Raw genomic sequence first — 16,886 nt, 5'->3', positions numbered from 1 at the left:
CGCGGCGGCGCGGCACGCCCGCCGGGGCCACCCCGCACAGGGCCGGCGGCCGCACCACTACCGTGTCGTACGCCGGGACGACCAGCAGGAACCTCGCACGCCGGGTACCTGGTCCCGCGACACCGCCCGCATCCGACCGACCGGCCGAAGGAGCGCCGACGATGCCCCGCACCGCACGCCCCCGCTGCCGTGCCGCCCTGTCCGCCCTCTCCACCTGCGTCGCGCTGGGCTGCGGAACCGGCACGGTACCTCCCGGGGACCAGCCGAGCCCGCCGCCCGGCGCCCCCACGGCGGCCGGGCGCTCCGTGGTCACCTGGGCCTCCTCAGCGGGTCACGTCGGCGAGGCGGCGGCCGACCGCGGCTACCGGCTGATGGTGCGCACCAGCGTCGGGGGCAGCGACCTCAGGGTGCGGCTGTCCAACGCCTTCGGCGACCGGCCGGTCACGTTCGGCAACGTCCACGCGGGGCTGCAACGCCGCGGCGCCGCACTCGTCCCCGGCAGCAACAGGCGCCTGACCTTCGGCGGCGCCCGCTCCGTCACCGTCCCCGCCGGGGGCATCGTCTACAGCGACCCGCTGCCCGGCCACGTCCCCGCCGGGCGCACGCTCGCCGTCAGCCTGCACGTGCCCCGGGCGGGCGGCGCGCTCACCGGGCACTGGCTGGCGATGCAGACGTCGTACACCACGCGCGGTGACCACGCCGCCGAGGAGGGCGCGGCGAACTGGAAGCGGCGGACCGGCTCCTGGTTCTACCTCGACGCCGTCACCGTACGGCCCCGCAAGGGGACCGGCGCCGTGGCCGCCCTCGGCGACTCCATCACCGACGGCTGGCAGTCCACGACCGACCGCAACCGCCGCTGGCCCGACTACCTGGCCCGCCGCCTGGCCGCATCCGGCACCACGGTCGAAGGCGTGGCCAACGCGGGCATCGCCGGGAACAAGGTCCTCCTCGACGGCCCCGGGCAGAGCGCGCTGAACCGCATGGAGCGGGACGCGCTCTCCCTCCCGGGCGTCCGCACCGTGTTCCTCTTCCAGGGCGTCAACGACATCAAGGCCGAGCCCGCTGCCGCGGGCGCCGGGCTGATCGCCGGCTACCGCAAGCTGATCGACCGGGCGCACGCGGCCGGGAAGTGCGTCGTCGGCGCCACGATCGCCCCCTACAAGGGCTGGCAGGAGTGGGACCCCGCCGGGGAAGCGGTGCGACGGCAGGTCAACGCCTTCATCCGCGACGGCGGCGAGTTCGACGCGGTCACCGACTTCGACCACGTCCTGCTCGACCCCTCCGATCCGGAACGGCTGCTGCCCGCCTTCGACGGCGGCGACCACCTGCACCCCAACGACAACGGGATGCGGGCGATGGCCGACGCCGTCGATCCCGGGAGCCTCGACTGCGGAACCCGCTGACACCGCCCGCCACAGCGCGAGGCCCGCACACTGCCCACGTCCGACGCCGCCGGTCCGCCGCACCGCACCGGCCCGCACCGTGGTGGCGGCCATGGCCGACGGAGCGTGCGGCGGGCCGGCGGCGTCGGACGACCCACGACGGCCGCCGAACCAGACTCCTGCTCCCGCCGGTCAGCCGGACGCCGACGGCTCCGGGGTGATCAGGCCCTCGCGGTAGGCGATCGCCACGGCCTCGCCGCGGCTCGACGCGCCCAGCTTGGCGAGGATGTTGGAGACGTGGACGCTCGCGGTCTTACCGCTGATGAACAGCTCCTCACCGATCTGACGGTTGCTGCGGCCCAGCGCGAGCAGCCGCAGCACGTCCTGCTCGCGCGCCGTGAGTACGGCCGCCCCGCCGTCGCCGCCGGGCCTGTCCGAGAGCCGGCCGCGACGGATCAGGGTGTCCACCCGGTCCCGCAGGGGCGCTGCGTCCAGGAGGTCCGCGGTCTCCCGGACCGCCCGGGCCTCGACGGCGGCCTCCTCGCGCTGCCCGGCCGCCACCAGGGCTTCGGCGTACCGCAGCCGGCACCGCGCCCGCTCGTAGACGTCGCCGTAGCCGAACGCGGTCACCGCCGCCGCCCACGCCGCCACGTCCGGTCCCGACCGGGCCCGGACCCACTCCGCCTCGGCCCGCGCCAGCCAGGCCTGCCCCTCGGGACCCTGGGCGGCGCCGTGTTCGCCCCGGGCCGCAGTGGCCCGCGCCAGTTCCACCAGTTCCGACGCGGTACCCGTCCAGCGGTGCGCCCCGGCCTCGTCCCCGGTCAGCCGCAGCCCGGCGGCCGCGTCGGCCACCGCCGCCAGCGCCAGGGCGGCGAGCCGGACCGCCACATCGGGACGGGCGCCCGTCTGATCGGTGAGCGCCGTGACCGTGGACCGCGCCCACCGCACCGCTTCCTCGGGGTCACTCCGCAGCGCCGCGGCCTCGGTGAGCACGATGCCCGCCACCAAGGCGGCCATCCAGTCGAACGGTCCCTTGAGCAGGGCACGCGCCCGGTCGGCCGCCGCGACGTCTCCCCGCGCGAGGGCCACGAACAAGGCGGGGCCCATCGTGTACCCGCCTGCGGCCGGCAGCACCTCGGCGTCGACCGCCGCCGCGCGCACACATTCGTCCCAGCGGCCCAGCACGCTGAGCACCAACAGCCGCAGGTAGCGCATCTCCAGCGGATACGGCGACGACAGCAGCCCGGCCTGCCGCGCCCGGTCCAGGCCCTCCGTCAGGAAGGGCACGCACTCCGACAGGGCACCGGACTCGTAGCAGCCCATGGCCAGGTTGAACAGAGCACGCAGCTCCACGGGCGCGTTGCCCGAACTCCGGGCCAGTTCCCTGGCCTTGTGCAGCCGCTGACGGCCCTCCAGGCCGCGCCGCCCCTCGCCGTCGAAGACGGCCAGCGAGATCAGCAGGTCCGCCTGGGCGTCGGTCACCCGCAGCCGCTCCGCCACGCCCAGGGCCCGGCGGGCGACCTTCAGCGCGGTCTCGTTCTCCCCGACGTGCCGTGCGGCCAGGACATGGGTGGCCGCCGCCCACACCCACGTGTGTGACGGAGGGTCCTCCGGGATCATCGCCAGGGCCTCGCTGCTGTAGGCGAACGCCGCCGTCAGGCTGTCCACCCGCAGCAGGTCACCGGCGAGCGTGTAGCGGACCCGGGCGGCGAGTTCGGAGTCGGTGTCCTGGCCCAGCTCCGCCAGCGCGGACCGGGTGAGGGCGACCGCCCGGTGCAGCTCCCCGGCGTGCGCGGCCGCCGCGGAGGCCCGCAGGGTCAGCGTCACCCGGTCGACACCCACGCCCGACGGACGGGCCTCGGCGCCGACAGCCGGCCACAGATCCAGGGCCGTTTCGAGATGCCGCTGCTCCTCGGCCGGCGCGCCGACCTGCTGGGCGTGATCGGCGGCCTCCAGCGAAGCGGCCAGCGCCTCGGCCAGGTCGTGGCTCTCCCGGTAGTGGTGGGCGCGCTCGGCGGCACTCTCGGCCCGGTGCCCGCGCCCGGCGAGCAACCGCGCGAACGCGCCGTGCAGCCTCGCCCGCTCCCCGGGCAGCAGATCGGCGTAGACGGCTTCGCGGGCGAGGGCGTGCCGGAAGGAGTACGTGTCGTCGTCCCCGGCGACGAGCAGCTGCCGCCCCACCGCGGCCCGCAGCGCCGACTCCAGCTCCGTCTCCGGCAGTCCGGCCGCCTCCCGCAGCAGATCGTGATCCACCCGGCGCCCGGCCACGGCGGCGGTCCGCAGCACCTGCTGCGCTGTCTCGGAGAGCTGCTCGAAACGGATCAGCAGCACATCGGCGAGGCCGCTGGGCACCCCACCGGACTCTGTGTCGGTGGCGGCCAGCAACTCCTCCGCGTAGAACGCGTTGCCCTCGGCCCGCTCCACGATCCGGCGCACCGTCGCCTCCGGCAGCGGCCTGGGCTCCAGGGCGCGCACCAGCCGGTCCACGTCGGGGTCGGCCAGCGGCCGCAACTCCAGCCGCTCGACGACGGGCAGCCGTATCAGCTCCGCCAGCAGGGGCCGCAGCGGATGCCTGCGGTGCAGGTCGTCGGTCCGGTACGAGGCGAACACCGCCAGCCGGTGCCGGAGCACGCCCCGGCCGAGCAGGAACCGCAGCAGATCCCGCGAGGACTGGTCGGCCCAGTGCAGATCCTCCAGCACGAGCAGCAGCGGCGCGACCTCCGCCACATCGGCCAGCAGGCCCGCCATCCCCTCGAACAGCCGCAACCGCCCGTCCACGTCCCGCACGGCATCGGATCCGGCCCCCAGCAGCCGCTCGACCACGGGATACGTGGCCAGAGCAGCCGAGAACCGCTCGTCGGCGGCCAGCGCCCCCAGGATCTCCGTGAACGGCAGATACGGCAGCCCGACGTCACCGAGATCCACGCAGTGCCCGGTGACGACGGTCATGCCCGTCGCGGCGGCCAGCCCGCCGGCCTCGTCGAGCACGCGGGTCTTGCCGACGCCGGCGTCCCCGGCGATCAGCACGGCCCTCGCCTCACCGCCGCGCGCCCGCTCCAGGACACCGGAGAGCCGCGTGAGTTCGGCGTCCCGCCCGACGACGGGCGTGGCCGATGAAGCCTGCTGCACAGGACCAACCTTCTTGTTCAGGGGCGCGGGGCTCTGACATGGTGCGGCTCCGCCGCGTGGGCGCGACCAACCGGAGACGGCCCGCGACCGCCACCGGACAGCGAGCGCCGAAATCCTAGGCGCGCAACACCTTCGCCCAGTCCGCCGGCACCCGTCCCGCCGGACCCGGCGCAGGCTGGTCGGCCGGGTGACTCACCGGCTCGGCCAGCTCCGGCCCGCCCTCGTACAACTCGTTCGTCTCGTAGTTCCAGTACCAGTCCTCGCCCGGCTCGAAGCTCTGCACGAACCGATGCCCGGTCTCCCGGAAGTGCCCCGTCGCGTGCTTCGCCGGCGAACTGTCACAGCACCCCACGTGCCCGCACTGCGCACACCGCCGCAGATGGAACCACCACCCGCCCGCCGCGTCGCACTCCGCGCAGCCACTGCCGCTCGGCGCGGCACCCGGGTCGATTCCGTTCTCCGCACTCATGCCGACTCCTCCTCGACCGCCGTCAGCGGAAGCAGTACCTGGAAACGCGTGTCGCCCGGCTCCGACTCCACCTGGATGTTCCCGTGGTGCTTGTTGACCACGATCCGCCAGGAGATGTCGAGCCCGAGCCCGGTCCCCTCACCCACGGGCTTGGTGGTGAAGAAGGGGTCGAAGATGCGCCCCCGGTCCTCCGCCGGGATCCCGACGCCGGTGTCGCGGAACTCCACCAGCAGCCGGTCGTGGTCCGCGGCCGTCCGCACCGTCAACGTCCCCTCCCCGCCCGCACTGTTCATCGCCGCGACCGCGTTGTCGATGAGGTTCGTCCACACCTGGTTGAGCTCCGCCGGATACGCGGGGATCTCCGGCAGCGTACGGTCGTAGTCCTTGACGACCTCGATCCGCTTGCCGATCTTGCCCGACAGCATCAGCAGGGTGGAGTCGAGGAGTTCGTGCACGTCGGCGTGGCGGAAGGGCGCCCGGTCGAGCTGCGAGTACTGCTTCGCCGCGTCCACGAGGTGCGAGATGCGGGCGGTCGAGTCGTTGATCTCGTCCATCAGCAGCTCGGTCTCGACGGTGTAGTTGAGCCACCCGATCGCGCTCGGCAGGATGTCCTCGTCCACCGCCGCCTTGACCTGGTCCAGCCAGTCCACGTCGAGACCGGCCTGGACGAAGGTGGGCGCGATCCGCCAGCCCTCCGGGATGCCCTGGTCGTCCAGCCAGTCGGACACGGCGTCCTCCCGGTCGGAGGCCTCCAGCGGACTCAAGCCCGGTGCCTTCGCGACCCGTTCGGCCGTGCGCTCCTGGATGTCGATCAGGTTGGCCATGACCTCGGGGGAGTAGGAACCCTGCGCGATGACCGCCAGCTTGTGGCGCATCTTGCCGACCCGTTCCCGCAGGGTCGCCGTCGCCCGCACGGCCGCCGCGGCGGGGTTGTTCAGCTCGTGGGTGAGCCCCGCGGACAACGAGCCCAGCGCCAGCAGCCGTTCCCGCTGGCCGATCGCCCGCTGTGTGCTCTTCGAACCGAAGAACAGCCCCTCCAGCAGATGCACCGCCATCGGGAACCACTCCTGCATGATCCCCGCGAACGTGTCGGCGGGCAGCACGAAGAACCGCGTCGGCTCCGTGACGCGCATGGAGTTGTTGTAGACCTGCCGCACCCGGTCGCCCAGGTACGCCTGCATCGATCCCGCGTACACCCCGCGCTGGGAGGTCCGGGTCACCTCCACGTCGTCCCCGCCGACCCGGCGGTAGAGCACCACCGTGCCTTCGAGCATCACGTAGAAGCAGGTGGCGGGCTCGCCCTCGGTGTACACGGGCCCGGGCTCGAACCGCTCCACGCGGCCCTCGGCGCACAGCCGGCCGAGCTGCTCGGGCGTGAGCTTCTCGAACAGGAACAGCGCCCCGATCTCCTGCGGGTTGCAGGGTGCCGACCGCCCGCTCACGACTGCTCCAGGTACCGGTGGACGAGCATCACGGCCATGGCTCCCTCTCCGACGGCGGACGCGACCCGCTTCGCGGACTCGGAGCGGGCGTCGCCCGCCACGAACACGCCGGGCACGTTGGTCTCCAGGTGGTACGGCGGACGGTCCAGCTCCCAGCCCTCGGGCGGGCGGCCGTCGGCGCTCAGATCGGGCCCGGCGAGGATGAACCCGCGCTCGTCCCGCAGCACCGTCCCGTCCAGCCAGCCGGTCAGCGGGGCCGCGCCGATGAACACGAACACCCACTGGGCGTCGACCTGTTCGGTCTGTCCGCTCTCCACGTCCCGCAGCGTCAGCCGCTCCAGCCGGCCGTCGCCGTGCGCCTCCTCGACGACCGTGCGGGCACGGACCTGGATGTTGGGCGACTCCTCGATCTGCTGGATCAGGTAGTGCGACATCGACGCCGCCAGCGACTCGCCGCGCACCAGCAGCGTCACCGACTTGGCACCCCGGGACAGGTACATGGCCGCCTGCCCGGCCGAGTTGGCGCCGCCCACGATGTACACGTCCTGGCCCTGGCAGGCGGGGGCCTCCGTCAGGGCCGACCCGTAGTAGACCCCGCAGCCGGTCAGGTCCTCGCAGCCGGGCGCCGCCAGCTGCCGGTAGGACACGCCGGTCGCCAGGATCACGCTGTGCGCGGCGACCGCCGAGCCGTCGGAGAACCGCACGATCCGGGCGGCGCCGTTGACCTCCAGGGCCGTCACCTCGCGCGCGGTGAGGATCTCGGCGCCGAACTTGGCCGCCTGCCGCCGCGCCCGGTCGGTGAGCTGGGCCCCCGACACGCCGTCGGGGAAGCCCAGGTAGTTCTCGATGCGGGAGCTCTGCCCGGCCTGCCCGCCGGTCGCCGACCGCTCCACCAGCACCGTCCGCAGCCCCTCGGAGGCGCCGTAGACCGCCGCGCCGAGCCCGGCCGGGCCGCCACCGATGACGACGAGGTCGTAGAAGTCGGCCGTCGGGGTCGTCGCCAGACCGACCCGGGCGGCGAGGTCGACGGCCTCCGGCTCCACCAGCGGTGTCCCGTCGGGTGTGATGACCACCGGCAGCCGCATCCCGTCCTCGCCGGCCGCCGCCAGCAGCCGCCGCCCCTCCGGCTCGTCGGCGGAGTACCAGCGGTACGGCACCTGGTTGCGGGCCAGGAACTCCCGTACGTCCGAGGAGCGTGACGACCACCGGTGCCCCACGACCTTGGTGCTGGGCACGGGCCGGAAGTCGCTGGACCGCCATGCCTGGAGCAGATCGTCGAGGACCGGGTACAGCTTCTCCTCGGGCGGGTCCCACGGCTTCAGCAGGTAGTGGTCGAGGTCGACGACGTTGATCGCGTCGATCGCGGCGTTCGTGTCCGCGTAGGCGGTCAGCAGCACGCGCCGCGCGCCCGGGTGGACGTCCAGGGCCTGTTCGAGGAACTCGATGCCGTTCATCTGCGGCATCCGGTAGTCGGCCAGGATCACCGCAACGAGGTCGCCGCGCAGCTTCAGTTCCCGCAGCGCCTCCAGCGCGGACTCGCCGGACTCCGCCCGCACGATCCGGTACGACGCGCCGTACCGCCGCCTCAGGTCCCGGGCAACGGCCCGGGAGACACCCGGGTCGTCGTCCACGGTCATGATGACGGTCCGCGCCGAATCGGCGGCCTGTGCCATACGTCCCCCACGCCGGGCGGTCGACTCACGGCGCGGCGCCCGGAGCACCGCGCCGACCTCCGCCCATCGTATGTTCGATCGCTGCGCAGCGCTTCGATACGGAGATCCGCTTCCGGCGGGCGTGGTGAAGACTGGGCGGCAGCAGGTAGTGGTCGTGACTAGGGAGGCAGCGGGATGACACGCCCGATCACCGCAGGGGTCGACGGATCGCAGGAGAGCCTCGCGGCCCTGGCCTGGGCGGCACGGGAGGCGGTACGCCGCGAGCGGCCGCTGCGTGTGGTGCACGCCTGGCGGTTCCAGCCGCAGCAGGCGCTGGAAGCGGGGATCGAGGGCGACGCCGACAGCCAGGGCGAATGGGTGCACAGCGCCGTGAGCGAGGCCGTCGGGACGGTCACCGCACGGCATCCGGACCTCGCGGTGACCACCGACGTCATCGAGGGCGCGGTGGCCGACACCCTGGTCGCCGCCGCGGCCGACGCCGAGACGCTGGTGCTCGGCTCACGCGGGCACGGTCGCATCGTCGGATTCCTGCTCGGCTCGGTCGGCCAGCAGGTGATCGCCGCGGCCACCCGGCCCGTGGTGCTCGTCCGGGCCGGTGACCAGCCCTCGTCCGAGGCCGCCGGGCGCGAGATCGTCGTCGGCCAGCAGGGCGACCCGGAGGACAGTGCGGAGGCGTTGCGCTTCGCCTTCGAGACGGCCGCCGCTCGCGGGGCGACCGTCCGGGTCGTCCGGGCCTGGAACCTGCCTCCCGTCTTCGCCTACAGCCCGGGCTCGCTGAAGCTCCTCGACGAGGCCGGCGGGCTGGAGCCGTACGAGAAGAAGAGCCTGGCCGCCGCGGTCCGGCCCTGGCGGGAACGCTTCCCCGACGTGCCGGTCGAGGAACACGTCGAGATGGGCAGCGCCAGCCAGGTGCTGCTGTCGGTGGCCGGGACGGCCCAGCTGATGGTCGTCGGCCGCCGGGCCCATCGCACGGCCGTCGGGGCCCGCATCGGCTCGGTGGCCCACGGGATGCTGCACCACGCGGACTGCCCGGTGGCGGTGGTGCCCCACGGGTGAGGGCACCGGCCGCTCACTCCGCCGTCGGTTGCAGCGTCTTGCGGGCCTTGGGCAGGATGTTGCGAATGTAGTCCTCGACCACCGCGTCGAGCCCGATGTCGTGCTGGGCCCGCTCGGAGAGGTACCAGCGGTGTTCGAGGAGCTGGTGGTAGATCTCCGCCGGGTCCATCGCGCCGCGCAGTTCGAGGGGCACGGCCCGCACGGTCGGCCGGAACACCTCCCGCACCCAGCGGTGCGCCAGGACTTCAGGGCGGGCTCCATGGGGGTCCCCCCTGTTCGAGCGAAGCCGAGAACTTGGGGGAGGATCGCCCGGCGCGTAGTCGTCCTGGGTCGCCATCCAGCTCTCCAGGTCGTTCAGCAGCCGCCGGGCCTGGTTCTCCTCCGTGTCGAGACCGGTCAGGCGCAGCAGCTGCCGCTGGTGGTGGCCCGCGTCGACGACCTTGGGCACGAAGCTGACCGTGTCGCCGTTCGAGGCGTGCTCGATCTGCATCTCCGCGACGTCGAACCCGAGGTCGTTCAGGCGGCGGATCCGGCGCTCTATGTAGTGGTACTTCCCGGCCGGGTAGACGGAGGCCCGGGTCAGTTCGTCCCACAGGCCGCGGTAGCGGGCGCAGATCTCCATGCCGAACTCGATCGGGTCCACTGACGGGTGCAGCGCCCCCGACGCCTCCAGGTCCAGCAGCTCCCCGCTGATGTTCACGCGGGCGAGGTCGAGGTCGTACTCGCGCTGCCCCTGGCTGAGCTGCGGATGCAGGTCACCGGTCTCGGCGTCGACCAGGTAGGCGGCGTAGGCGCCCGCGTCGCGCCGGAAGAGGGTGTTCGACAAGGAGCAGTCGCCCCAGGCGAACCCGGCCAGGTGCAGCCGCACCAGGAGCACGGCGAGCGCGTCCATCAGCCGGTGCATGGTGGCCGGGCGCATGGTCGTCTCGAACATCGAGCGGTACGGCATCGAACCGCCCAGGTGCCGGGTGACCAGCACGCTCTCCAGCGGGGCGCCGCTCGCGTCGGTGCGGCCCGTGACCACGGCCAGCGGGTCCACCGAGGGGATGCCGAGCCGGTCCAGGTCGCGCAGCATGTCGTACTCGCGCAGCGCCGGGCGCTCGGCCAGCTCCTTGACGGCGATCACCTCGTCGCCCGCCCGCGAGTAGCGCACCACGTGGCGGGAGATGCCGCGCGGCAGCGGCACCAGGTACTCCTCCGGCCACTCCTCCAGGGGCACGTCCCACGGCAGTTCCAGCAGGAGCGCGGGGTGCTCCGGGTTGGTCGCGCTGATCTGCAGTGCCATGGGCCGGGTGTCCTTGTCTCGCCGCCGATCGTCACATCAGATTAGAGGGCGCGTTCCCGGGCCCGGAGAGCGGCGTCCCGCACCGGGCCGCGGTGGACCGGCCCGTGCCCGGGGAGCAGCAGTTCGCCCTCCAGCTCCGCCAGGACGTCCAGGGAGGCCAGGGCACGCGGCCGCTCGTGGTGGAACATGTCCGGCAGCAGCTGCGGCCCCTCAGCCCGCGTGGTGGGGTGCCCGCTGACCAGGGCGTCCCCGGAGATCAGCACGCCGGTGCCGGGCAGGTGGTAGGCGCAGTGCCCGTCGGTGTGGCCGGGTGTGTGCACCGGCACCGGCCGCCCGGGCAGGTCCAGGGCGCCCGCCGCCGGGAACGCCTGCGGAGCCATGACGGGGACGTGGTCCGTGCCGCCCGAGCGCAGGGCGTGCACCGCCCACGGCAGCACCCCCGGGCGCCAGCCGTTCTTCAGTACCGTGCCGATGGACACCTGGTGGAGGAACTCCCGGCGCGCGTGCGGCACTTCGGCCTCGTGCAGGTGGACGGGCGTGCCGTGGGCGGCGCGCAGGTACTCGGCGTTGCCCAGGTGGTCGTTGTGGGCGTGCGTGATCAGCACGGCCGCGACGGCCTCAGGGGAACTGCCCACCTCGGCGAGGGAGGCCAGGAGCTGTTCCCGGTCCCCGGGGTAGCCGGTGTCGACCAGCGTGACGGCGTCCCCCTCCGTGAGGATCACCCAGTTCGTATGGGAGCCGTGCACCAGATAGGTGCCGTCCGCGACGTGGTGTACGTCCGCCCGCATGATCGCCCGCCTCGTGTGGTCCCGGTACCGGCCCGATGGGAGAAGGAAAGCAGACCCCGCGGTGGACGGAATCGCCGGGTCCGCATCAACGGGGGCCGTGCGGCGGGTCGTTCGGCACGCCCTCTGCGCGGGCGGCCGCCGGGCCGGCCGTCCGGTACCCCTCTGCGCGGGCAGCCGCGCGGCCGGCCGTCCGGTACGCCCTCACCGCACGCCGTGCGGGCGGAACTGGATGCTGATGCGCGGCCCCGTCGCGCGCGTGCTCTTGGGGATCGCGTGCTCCCAGGTGCGCTGGCAGGAACCGCCCATCACGACGAGGTCGCCATGGCCCAGCGGACGGCGGACGGTGTCCCGGCCGCCCCCGACGGGACGCAGCAGCAGGTCCCGGGGCGCTCCGACCGACAGGATCGCGACCATCGTGTCCTCGCGCGCACCGCGCCCGATCCGGTCGCCGTGCCAGGCCACACTGTCGCGGCCGTCGCGGTAGTAGCACAGCCCGGCCGTGGTGAACGGCTCGCCCAGCTCCTCGCCGTAGTGGGCGCTCAGCGCCTCCCGCGCCTCGGCCAGCACCGGGTGCGGCAGCCGGTCGTCCACGCCGTAGAAGGCGAGCAGGCGGGGGACGTCGACCACGTGGTCGTACATCGTGCGCCGCTCCGCCCGCCACGGCACCTCGGCCGCCAGCTGTTCGAACAGCGCGTCCGACCCGTGGAGCCACCCGGGCAGTACGTCCAGCCAGGCACCGAAGCCCAGGTCGGTACGGCTGATCCGGTCCAGGCGGCCGAGGCGCAGCTCGTCGGCCTGGTCGAAGAGGGAGCCCTGGAGGTGCATGGACCCAGCGTACTCCTGAATCGAAAATGTGTTCCATATGACCTCGGTCTTTCGATACATCGGTGCATCCAATACAGTCATGTATCGAAAGGAGGGCTGGGCATGGCTGTCGAGGGAAGCACCGGACGCGTCACCAGACGCCGGGTCCGCACCCGCGCCAACCTCCTGGAGGCGGCCTTCACCGTGTTCGCGGCCAAGGGCTTCGGGCACGTCTCGATCGAGGAGGTCTGCGAGGCCGCCGGCTACAGCAGAGGCGCCTTCTACTCCAACTTCTCCAGCCTCGACGAGCTGTTCTTCGCCCTCTACCGCCAGCGCGCCGACCTGATCGCCGAGCAGGTGGCCGGGGCCCTCGCCCTCGACGGGCCCGACCTCGACGTGCCCGCCGCCGTGGACCGGGTCACCGACGTGCTGCTCCTCGACCGCGACTGGCTCCTGGTGAAGACGGACTTCCTCGTGCACGCCGCCCGCGACCCGGAGGTCGCACGAGGCCTGCTCGAACACCGCGCGCGGCTGCGGCAGGCCATCGCCGACCGGCTCGGCCGGGCCCGCGGGCACACCGCGCTGCCCGCCGTACTGGGCGACACCGACGGCGCCGCCCGTGCCGTGGTCGCCGCGTACGACGGCGTCACCACGCAACTGCTGCTGGACCGGGACGTGGAGCACGCCCGCGGCTGGCTGAAGCAACTGCTCACGGCCCTGCTGACGGACGGCAGCGGCACCCTCGCCCACTCGAAGAACTGAAGAAGGGAACGGTCGCCATGGATGCCGATGTCATCGTCGTCGGAGCGGGTCTCGCCGGTCTGGTCGCGGCACACGAGCTGACCAGCAGGGGCCGGCGCGTCGCCCTTGTCGACCAGGAGAACGCGGCCAACCTCGGCGGCCAGGCCTTCTGGTCCTTCGGCGGGCTGTTCCTCGTCGGCTCGCCCGAACAGCGGCGCCTGGGCATCAAGGACTCCTTCGACCTCGCCTGGAACGACTGGCGCGGCAGCGCCGGCTTCGACCGGCTGGAGGACGAGGACTCCTGGGCCGTGCGCTGGGCCCGCGCCTACGTCGAGTTCGCCGCGGGGGAGAAGCGGTCCTGGCTCGACGGGCACGGCATCACGTTCCTGCCCACCGTCGGCTGGGCCGAGCGCGGCGACCTCACGGCACACGGGCACGGCAACTCCGTGCCCCGCTTCCACGTCGCCTGGGGCACGGGCACGGGCGTCGTCGAACCGTTCGTGCGGTACGCCAAGCAGGCCGCCCGCGACGGCCTGCTCACCTTCCACCACCGTCACCGCGTCGACGCGCTCGTCGTCGAGGGCGGCACCGCCCGGGGCGTACGCGGCACGGTCCTGGCCGAGGACCCCTCACCCCGGGGTGTCGCCTCCAGCCGGGAGGCGATCGGCGAGTTCGAACTCACCGCCCAGGCCGTCATCGTCACCAGCGGCGGCATCGGCGCCAACCACGACATCGTGCGCCGCTACTGGCCCGAACGCCTCGGCACCCCGCCGCGTGAGATGGTCACCGGCGTCCCCGCCTACGTGGACGGGCGGATGCTCGACATCAGCGCCGAGGCGGGCGTCCGGCTGGTCAACCGCGACCGCATGTGGCACTACACGGAGGGCCTGCAGAACTGGGACCCGATCTGGCCCGGCCACGGCATCCGCATCCTGCCCGGACCGTCCTCGATGTGGTTCGACGCCCTCGGCCGCCGCCTTCCCGGGCCCTTCCTGCCCGGCTACGACACCCTGGGCACCCTGAGGCACCTGCGCACCACCGAGGACATCGCCGGCTACGACCACTCCTGGTTCATCCTCTCGCAGAAGATCATCGAGAAGGAGTTCGCCCTGTCGGGCTCCGAGCAGAACCCCGACATCACCGCCAAGGACCGCGCCGGATTCCTCAAGGAACGCATCCTCGGCAAGGGCGCGCCCGGACCGGTCGACGCCTTCCTGCGCAAGGGCGCCGACTTCGTGACCGCCCCCACCGTCGAGCAGCTCGTCGCGAAGATGAACGAACTCACCGACAAGCCGCTCCTCGACGCGGCCGGCATCAAGCGCCAGATCGAGGCCCGCGACCTACAGATCGCCAACCCCTACGCCAAGGACGCCCAGGTGCAGGGCATCCGCAACGCCCGCCGCTACATCGGCGACCGCCTCGGCCGGGTCGCCACCCCGCACCGTATCCTCGACCCGGCGGCCGGGCCGCTGATCGGCGTCAAGCTGCACATCCTCACCCGCAAGACCCTCGGCGGCATCCAGACCGACCTCGACTCGCGCGCCCTCGGGGGCGACGGCAAGCCGGTCGAGGGGCTGTACGCGGCCGGTGAGGTAGCCGGTTTCGGCGGCGGCGGTGTCCACGGCTACAACGCCCTGGAGGGCACCTTCCTCGGCGGCTGCCTCTTCTCGGGGCGGGCGGCGGGGCGCGCTGCGGCCCAGCAGACCGCCTGACCGCGCCGGACGGCCCGCCTCACGCACGGAGGAGGCGGGCCAGTACCGTCGCGTGGCTCTCCTGTGGCGTCTTCGAAGCGGTCAGCAGCGTCACGTCCCCCTTGCGGAGCAGCGCACGCACCCCGTCGAGGGCCTCGGCGGCCTCGTCGGCGGCGAGCTCTTCCTCGTAGCGCTCGGCGAACTCCTCGTACGAGCCCTCGCCCGCGTGGTACCAGCGCCGCAGCTCCGTCGACGGCGTGATCGCCTTGGGCCACTCGTCCACCCGTGCCGCGTCCTTCGCCAGGCCGCGCGGCCACAGCCGGTCGACCAGGACCCGCACCCCGTCCTCCGGCTCGGCGGGATCGTAGACACGACGCACGCGCACGCCCATGGTCGGCTCCTCTTCTCGGCGGTCCGGAAGTGCCGCGAGCTTAACCCCGGCCGGGTGTCCGCACCGCCCGGAGCCGAGCGGGCCGTCCGCCGGTCCGCTCGGCGTCGAGGAGTGGTGGCAGGACCGGCCGGTCCGCGTGCGGGTCGCCCGCCGCCTGCACGACTACGCCCATCTGCCGCACGACAAGGGGCCGGGCGTCCACCCCTGGGTGCTCGCCGGCAAGGAGGCCGCCCGCGGCCCGGACAACGAGCCGCTGGTCACCGACGTCCGCCCGCTGTGCCGGATCGACCGGCGGGTCATCGACGAGGCGAAGGCGGAGGTGGCGCGGCAGCAAAACCCCTGGGGCCCGCTGCGGCGCAGCTGAGTCCCCAGGGGTGGCGGCCGGTGTCAGCCGGAGCGGCGGCGGGCGGCCGTGCGGCGCTTCAGCGCACGCCGTTCGTTCTCGCTCGTCCCGCCCCACACGCCGATGGACTGCCCCGTGTCCAGGGCCCATTGCAGACACTGCTCCTGCACGGGGCAGCGCCGTCGGCACACCGCCTTGGCCTGCTCGGTCTGCAGCAGAGCCGGGCCGGAGGTGCCGATCGGGAAGAAGAGCTCGGGGTCCTCGTGCCGACAGGCAGCGTGGTCTCGCCAGTTGTCCATCGAAGTCACCTGCATCGCAGTAGAAACGTGCTCTCTCGTCTGCTTACTCCTTTTCGGGTGACCTGTCGATGCACCCTGAAACAGGGCGTTCCCGGACAGTGGTTCACTGCTCCCGCATGCCCCAGGGGGAGCCGTAGTCCGTCAGCAGGTCCAGGAAGGGCCGCGCCGGGAAGGCCTCCGGGCCGAGGACCCCCGCACCGGACCAGGCGCCGGTCGCCAGGAGTTCGAGCGCGACCACGGGGTTGACCGCCGTCTGCCACACCACGGCCTGGGAGCCGTACTCCGTCATGGACCACTGGTTGTCGACCACGTGGTAGAGGTACACCTCGCGCGGCTCACCGTCCTTCACACCCCGCACCCAGGTGCCCGCGCACGTCTTGCCGTGCATCCGCTCGCCCAGCGTCGCCGGGTCGGGCAGACACGCGGCGACCACGTCCCGGGGCGAGACCTGCACCGGCCCGTCCGTCCCGGGCACGGTCACCGGGTCGGTGCGGTCCAGGCCCAGCAGGTGCAGCGTCTTCAGCGTCTCGACGAACTCCCGGCCCAGGCCGTACTTGAAGGTCACCCGGCGGGCGTCGACCCAGCGCGGGACGAGCAGCACCTCCTCGTGCTCCACGTTCACGCACTCGACCGGACCGATGCCCTCGGGAAAGTCGAAGACCTCGGGCTCACTGAAGGGCTCGGTGGTGAACCAGCCCTTGCCCGTCTCGAAGACGACCGGCGGGTTGAGGCACTCCTCGATGGTGGTCCAGATGCTGAACGAGGGCGCGAAGTCGTAGCCGTCGACGGTCAGGTTCGCGCCGTCGCGGATGCCGATCTCCTCGATCTCGTCGAAGAGTTCGTCGGCGGCGTGCCGCGCGAACACGTCCGACAGGCCCGGCTCCACACCCATGCCGACGAGGGCCAGCAGCCCCTCCTTCTCCCAGTCGGCGGCCTGCGCGAACTGCTCGTCGCCGAGCTTGACCCCGCACTCCTCGTACGGCCGCTCGGCGTGCGGGCGGGACAGCGACATGGCCATGTCGACATAGGTGGCGCCCGCGGCGCGGGCCGCCCGGAACAACGGCATCACGAAGCGGGGGTCGGTGGCGTTGAGGAGGACGTCGCAGCGGTGCCAGGCCAGCAGGCGGGTCACCGCCGCCTCGTCGCCCGCGTCCACCTGCTCGGCGGTGAACCGCGGATCGCCGTCCAGCGCCGCTACGGCCGCCTCCGCCCGCGCCGGATCGTAGTCGGCCACCACCATGGCCTCGAAGAACGGCCTCCGGGCCGCGATCCGGGTGATCGCCCCGCCCACACCACCGGCACCCACGAGCAGTACACGCATGACAGAAAACTCCCTATGTGCGAAGAACGCGACGCGCCCTGGGGGAGATGAAACGCCGCCCTCTGTCATAAG

Annotated in this window: 15 protein-coding genes; 5 read left to right on the top strand and 10 right to left on the bottom strand. The window is 73.0% G+C overall.

From position 1 onward, the window contains the following. Positions 1-161: 161 nt before the first annotated feature. A complete protein-coding gene (locus AB0E85_RS30490; RefSeq protein ID WP_361933813.1) occupies positions 162-1,403 on the top strand; it encodes an SGNH/GDSL hydrolase family protein in 1,242 nt (413 codons plus the stop codon). A gap of 171 nt (positions 1,404-1,574) precedes the next feature. Here the strand turns inward: AB0E85_RS30490 and AB0E85_RS30485 are convergent, their stop codons facing one another. The 4 genes from AB0E85_RS30485 to AB0E85_RS30470 all read right to left on the bottom strand — a co-directional run bounded on the left by AB0E85_RS30485 (position 1,575) and on the right by AB0E85_RS30470 (position 8,095). After that, positions 1,575-4,511 (bottom strand): AAA family ATPase, encoded by a 2,937-nt coding sequence (locus AB0E85_RS30485; RefSeq protein ID WP_361933810.1) that lies wholly within the window; start codon positions 4,509-4,511, stop codon positions 1,575-1,577. Between the two features lie 115 nt (positions 4,512-4,626). Then, the gene (locus AB0E85_RS30480) at positions 4,627-4,980 is read right to left on the bottom strand and encodes a UBP-type zinc finger domain-containing protein (RefSeq protein WP_361933807.1); all 354 of its coding nucleotides are present in this window, start codon (positions 4,978-4,980) and stop codon (positions 4,627-4,629) included. Next, positions 4,977-6,422, bottom strand: a complete 1,446-nt coding sequence (locus AB0E85_RS30475) for an ATP-binding protein (RefSeq protein WP_361933804.1) — start codon at positions 6,420-6,422, stop codon at positions 4,977-4,979. The genes AB0E85_RS30480 and AB0E85_RS30475 overlap by 4 nt, the downstream gene beginning before the upstream one ends. Continuing rightward, positions 6,419-8,095: an FAD-dependent oxidoreductase gene (locus tag AB0E85_RS30470; RefSeq protein ID WP_361933802.1), complete on the bottom strand. Its 1,677-nt coding sequence runs from the start codon at positions 8,093-8,095 to the stop codon at positions 6,419-6,421. The genes AB0E85_RS30475 and AB0E85_RS30470 overlap by 4 nt, the downstream gene beginning before the upstream one ends. 174 nt (positions 8,096-8,269) lie before the next feature. Here AB0E85_RS30470 and AB0E85_RS30465 point away from each other — a divergent pair, with 174 nt between their 5' ends. Further along, positions 8,270-9,151, top strand: a complete 882-nt coding sequence (locus tag AB0E85_RS30465) for a universal stress protein (protein WP_361933799.1) — start codon at positions 8,270-8,272, stop codon at positions 9,149-9,151. A gap of 13 nt (positions 9,152-9,164) precedes the next feature. Here AB0E85_RS30465 and AB0E85_RS30460 read toward each other — a convergent pair whose 3' ends face one another. From AB0E85_RS30460 to AB0E85_RS30450, 3 genes are all read right to left on the bottom strand, one after another. Further along, positions 9,165-10,436 (bottom strand): DUF4032 domain-containing protein, encoded by a 1,272-nt coding sequence (locus AB0E85_RS30460; RefSeq protein WP_361933796.1) that lies wholly within the window; start codon positions 10,434-10,436, stop codon positions 9,165-9,167. Between the two features lie 41 nt (positions 10,437-10,477). After that, the gene (locus tag AB0E85_RS30455) at positions 10,478-11,224 is read right to left on the bottom strand and encodes an MBL fold metallo-hydrolase (protein WP_361933792.1); all 747 of its coding nucleotides are present in this window, start codon (positions 11,222-11,224) and stop codon (positions 10,478-10,480) included. 201 nt (positions 11,225-11,425) lie between these two features. After that, a complete protein-coding gene (locus tag AB0E85_RS30450; RefSeq protein ID WP_361933789.1) occupies positions 11,426-12,049 on the bottom strand; it encodes an alpha-ketoglutarate-dependent dioxygenase AlkB in 624 nt (207 codons plus the stop codon). 102 nt (positions 12,050-12,151) lie between these two features. Between AB0E85_RS30450 and AB0E85_RS30445 the strand changes: the two genes are divergently transcribed. Next, positions 12,152-12,790, top strand: a complete 639-nt coding sequence (locus AB0E85_RS30445; protein ID WP_361933787.1) for a TetR/AcrR family transcriptional regulator — start codon at positions 12,152-12,154, stop codon at positions 12,788-12,790. Between the two features lie 17 nt (positions 12,791-12,807). Then, positions 12,808-14,481: an FAD-binding dehydrogenase gene (locus tag AB0E85_RS30440; RefSeq protein ID WP_361933784.1), complete on the top strand. Its 1,674-nt coding sequence runs from the start codon at positions 12,808-12,810 to the stop codon at positions 14,479-14,481. A 19-nt stretch (positions 14,482-14,500) separates the two neighbouring features. Here AB0E85_RS30440 and AB0E85_RS30435 read toward each other — a convergent pair whose 3' ends face one another. Next, entirely contained in the window at positions 14,501-14,851 is a 351-nt protein-coding gene (locus tag AB0E85_RS30435) for a DUF488 family protein (RefSeq protein WP_361933781.1), read from the bottom strand. Here AB0E85_RS30435 and AB0E85_RS30430 point away from each other — a divergent pair. Beyond that, a complete protein-coding gene (locus AB0E85_RS30430; protein WP_361933778.1) occupies positions 14,850-15,215 on the top strand; it encodes a DUF6098 family protein in 366 nt (121 codons plus the stop codon). The two genes, AB0E85_RS30435 and AB0E85_RS30430, sit on opposite strands and share 2 nt — an antisense overlap. Positions 15,216-15,238: 23 nt before the next feature. On the opposite strand, the gene AB0E85_RS30425 is transcribed toward AB0E85_RS30430, so the two are convergent. Further along, positions 15,239-15,493: a WhiB family transcriptional regulator gene (locus tag AB0E85_RS30425; RefSeq protein ID WP_030844076.1), complete on the bottom strand. Its 255-nt coding sequence runs from the start codon at positions 15,491-15,493 to the stop codon at positions 15,239-15,241. 103 nt (positions 15,494-15,596) lie between these two features. Further along, complete coding sequence (locus tag AB0E85_RS30420) at positions 15,597-16,814, bottom strand: saccharopine dehydrogenase C-terminal domain-containing protein (protein ID WP_361933776.1); 1,218 nt, start codon at positions 16,812-16,814, stop codon at positions 15,597-15,599. Positions 16,815-16,886: the final 72 nt, after the last annotated feature.

The organism is Streptomyces sp. NPDC029044, from assembly GCF_040637495.1.
Taxonomy (GTDB): Bacteria; Actinomycetota; Actinomycetes; order Streptomycetales; family Streptomycetaceae; genus Streptomyces.
The sequence above is the reverse complement of the archived record's forward strand: the minus strand, read 5'-3'. Positions and strand labels throughout refer to the sequence as shown.

Bases quoted from the DNA above. Each gene is read 5' to 3' on its own strand.
- AB0E85_RS30490 (WP_361933813.1), top strand. From the start codon at position 162: ATGCCCCGCACCGCACGCCCCCGCTGCCGTGCCGCCCTGTCCGCCCTC.
- AB0E85_RS30480 (WP_361933807.1), bottom strand. From the start codon at position 4,980: ATGAGTGCGGAGAACGGAATCGACCCGGGTGCCGCGCCGAGCGGCAGT.
- AB0E85_RS30470 (WP_361933802.1), bottom strand. From the start codon at position 8,095: ATGGCACAGGCCGCCGATTCGGCGCGGACCGTCATCATGACCGTGGAC.
- AB0E85_RS30465 (WP_361933799.1), top strand. From the start codon at position 8,270: ATGACACGCCCGATCACCGCAGGGGTCGACGGATCGCAGGAGAGCCTC.
- AB0E85_RS30460 (WP_361933796.1), bottom strand. From the start codon at position 10,436: ATGGCACTGCAGATCAGCGCGACCAACCCGGAGCACCCCGCGCTCCTG.
- AB0E85_RS30455 (WP_361933792.1), bottom strand. From the start codon at position 11,224: ATGCGGGCGGACGTACACCACGTCGCGGACGGCACCTATCTGGTGCAC.
- AB0E85_RS30450 (WP_361933789.1), bottom strand. From the start codon at position 12,049: ATGCACCTCCAGGGCTCCCTCTTCGACCAGGCCGACGAGCTGCGCCTC.
- AB0E85_RS30445 (WP_361933787.1), top strand. From the start codon at position 12,152: ATGGCTGTCGAGGGAAGCACCGGACGCGTCACCAGACGCCGGGTCCGC.
- AB0E85_RS30440 (WP_361933784.1), top strand. From the start codon at position 12,808: ATGGATGCCGATGTCATCGTCGTCGGAGCGGGTCTCGCCGGTCTGGTC.
- AB0E85_RS30430 (WP_361933778.1), top strand. From the start codon at position 14,850: ATGGTCGGCTCCTCTTCTCGGCGGTCCGGAAGTGCCGCGAGCTTAACC.
- AB0E85_RS30435 (WP_361933781.1), bottom strand. From the start codon at position 14,851: ATGGGCGTGCGCGTGCGTCGTGTCTACGATCCCGCCGAGCCGGAGGAC.
- AB0E85_RS30425 (WP_030844076.1), bottom strand. From the start codon at position 15,493: ATGGACAACTGGCGAGACCACGCTGCCTGTCGGCACGAGGACCCCGAG.
- AB0E85_RS30420 (WP_361933776.1), bottom strand. From the start codon at position 16,814: ATGCGTGTACTGCTCGTGGGTGCCGGTGGTGTGGGCGGGGCGATCACC.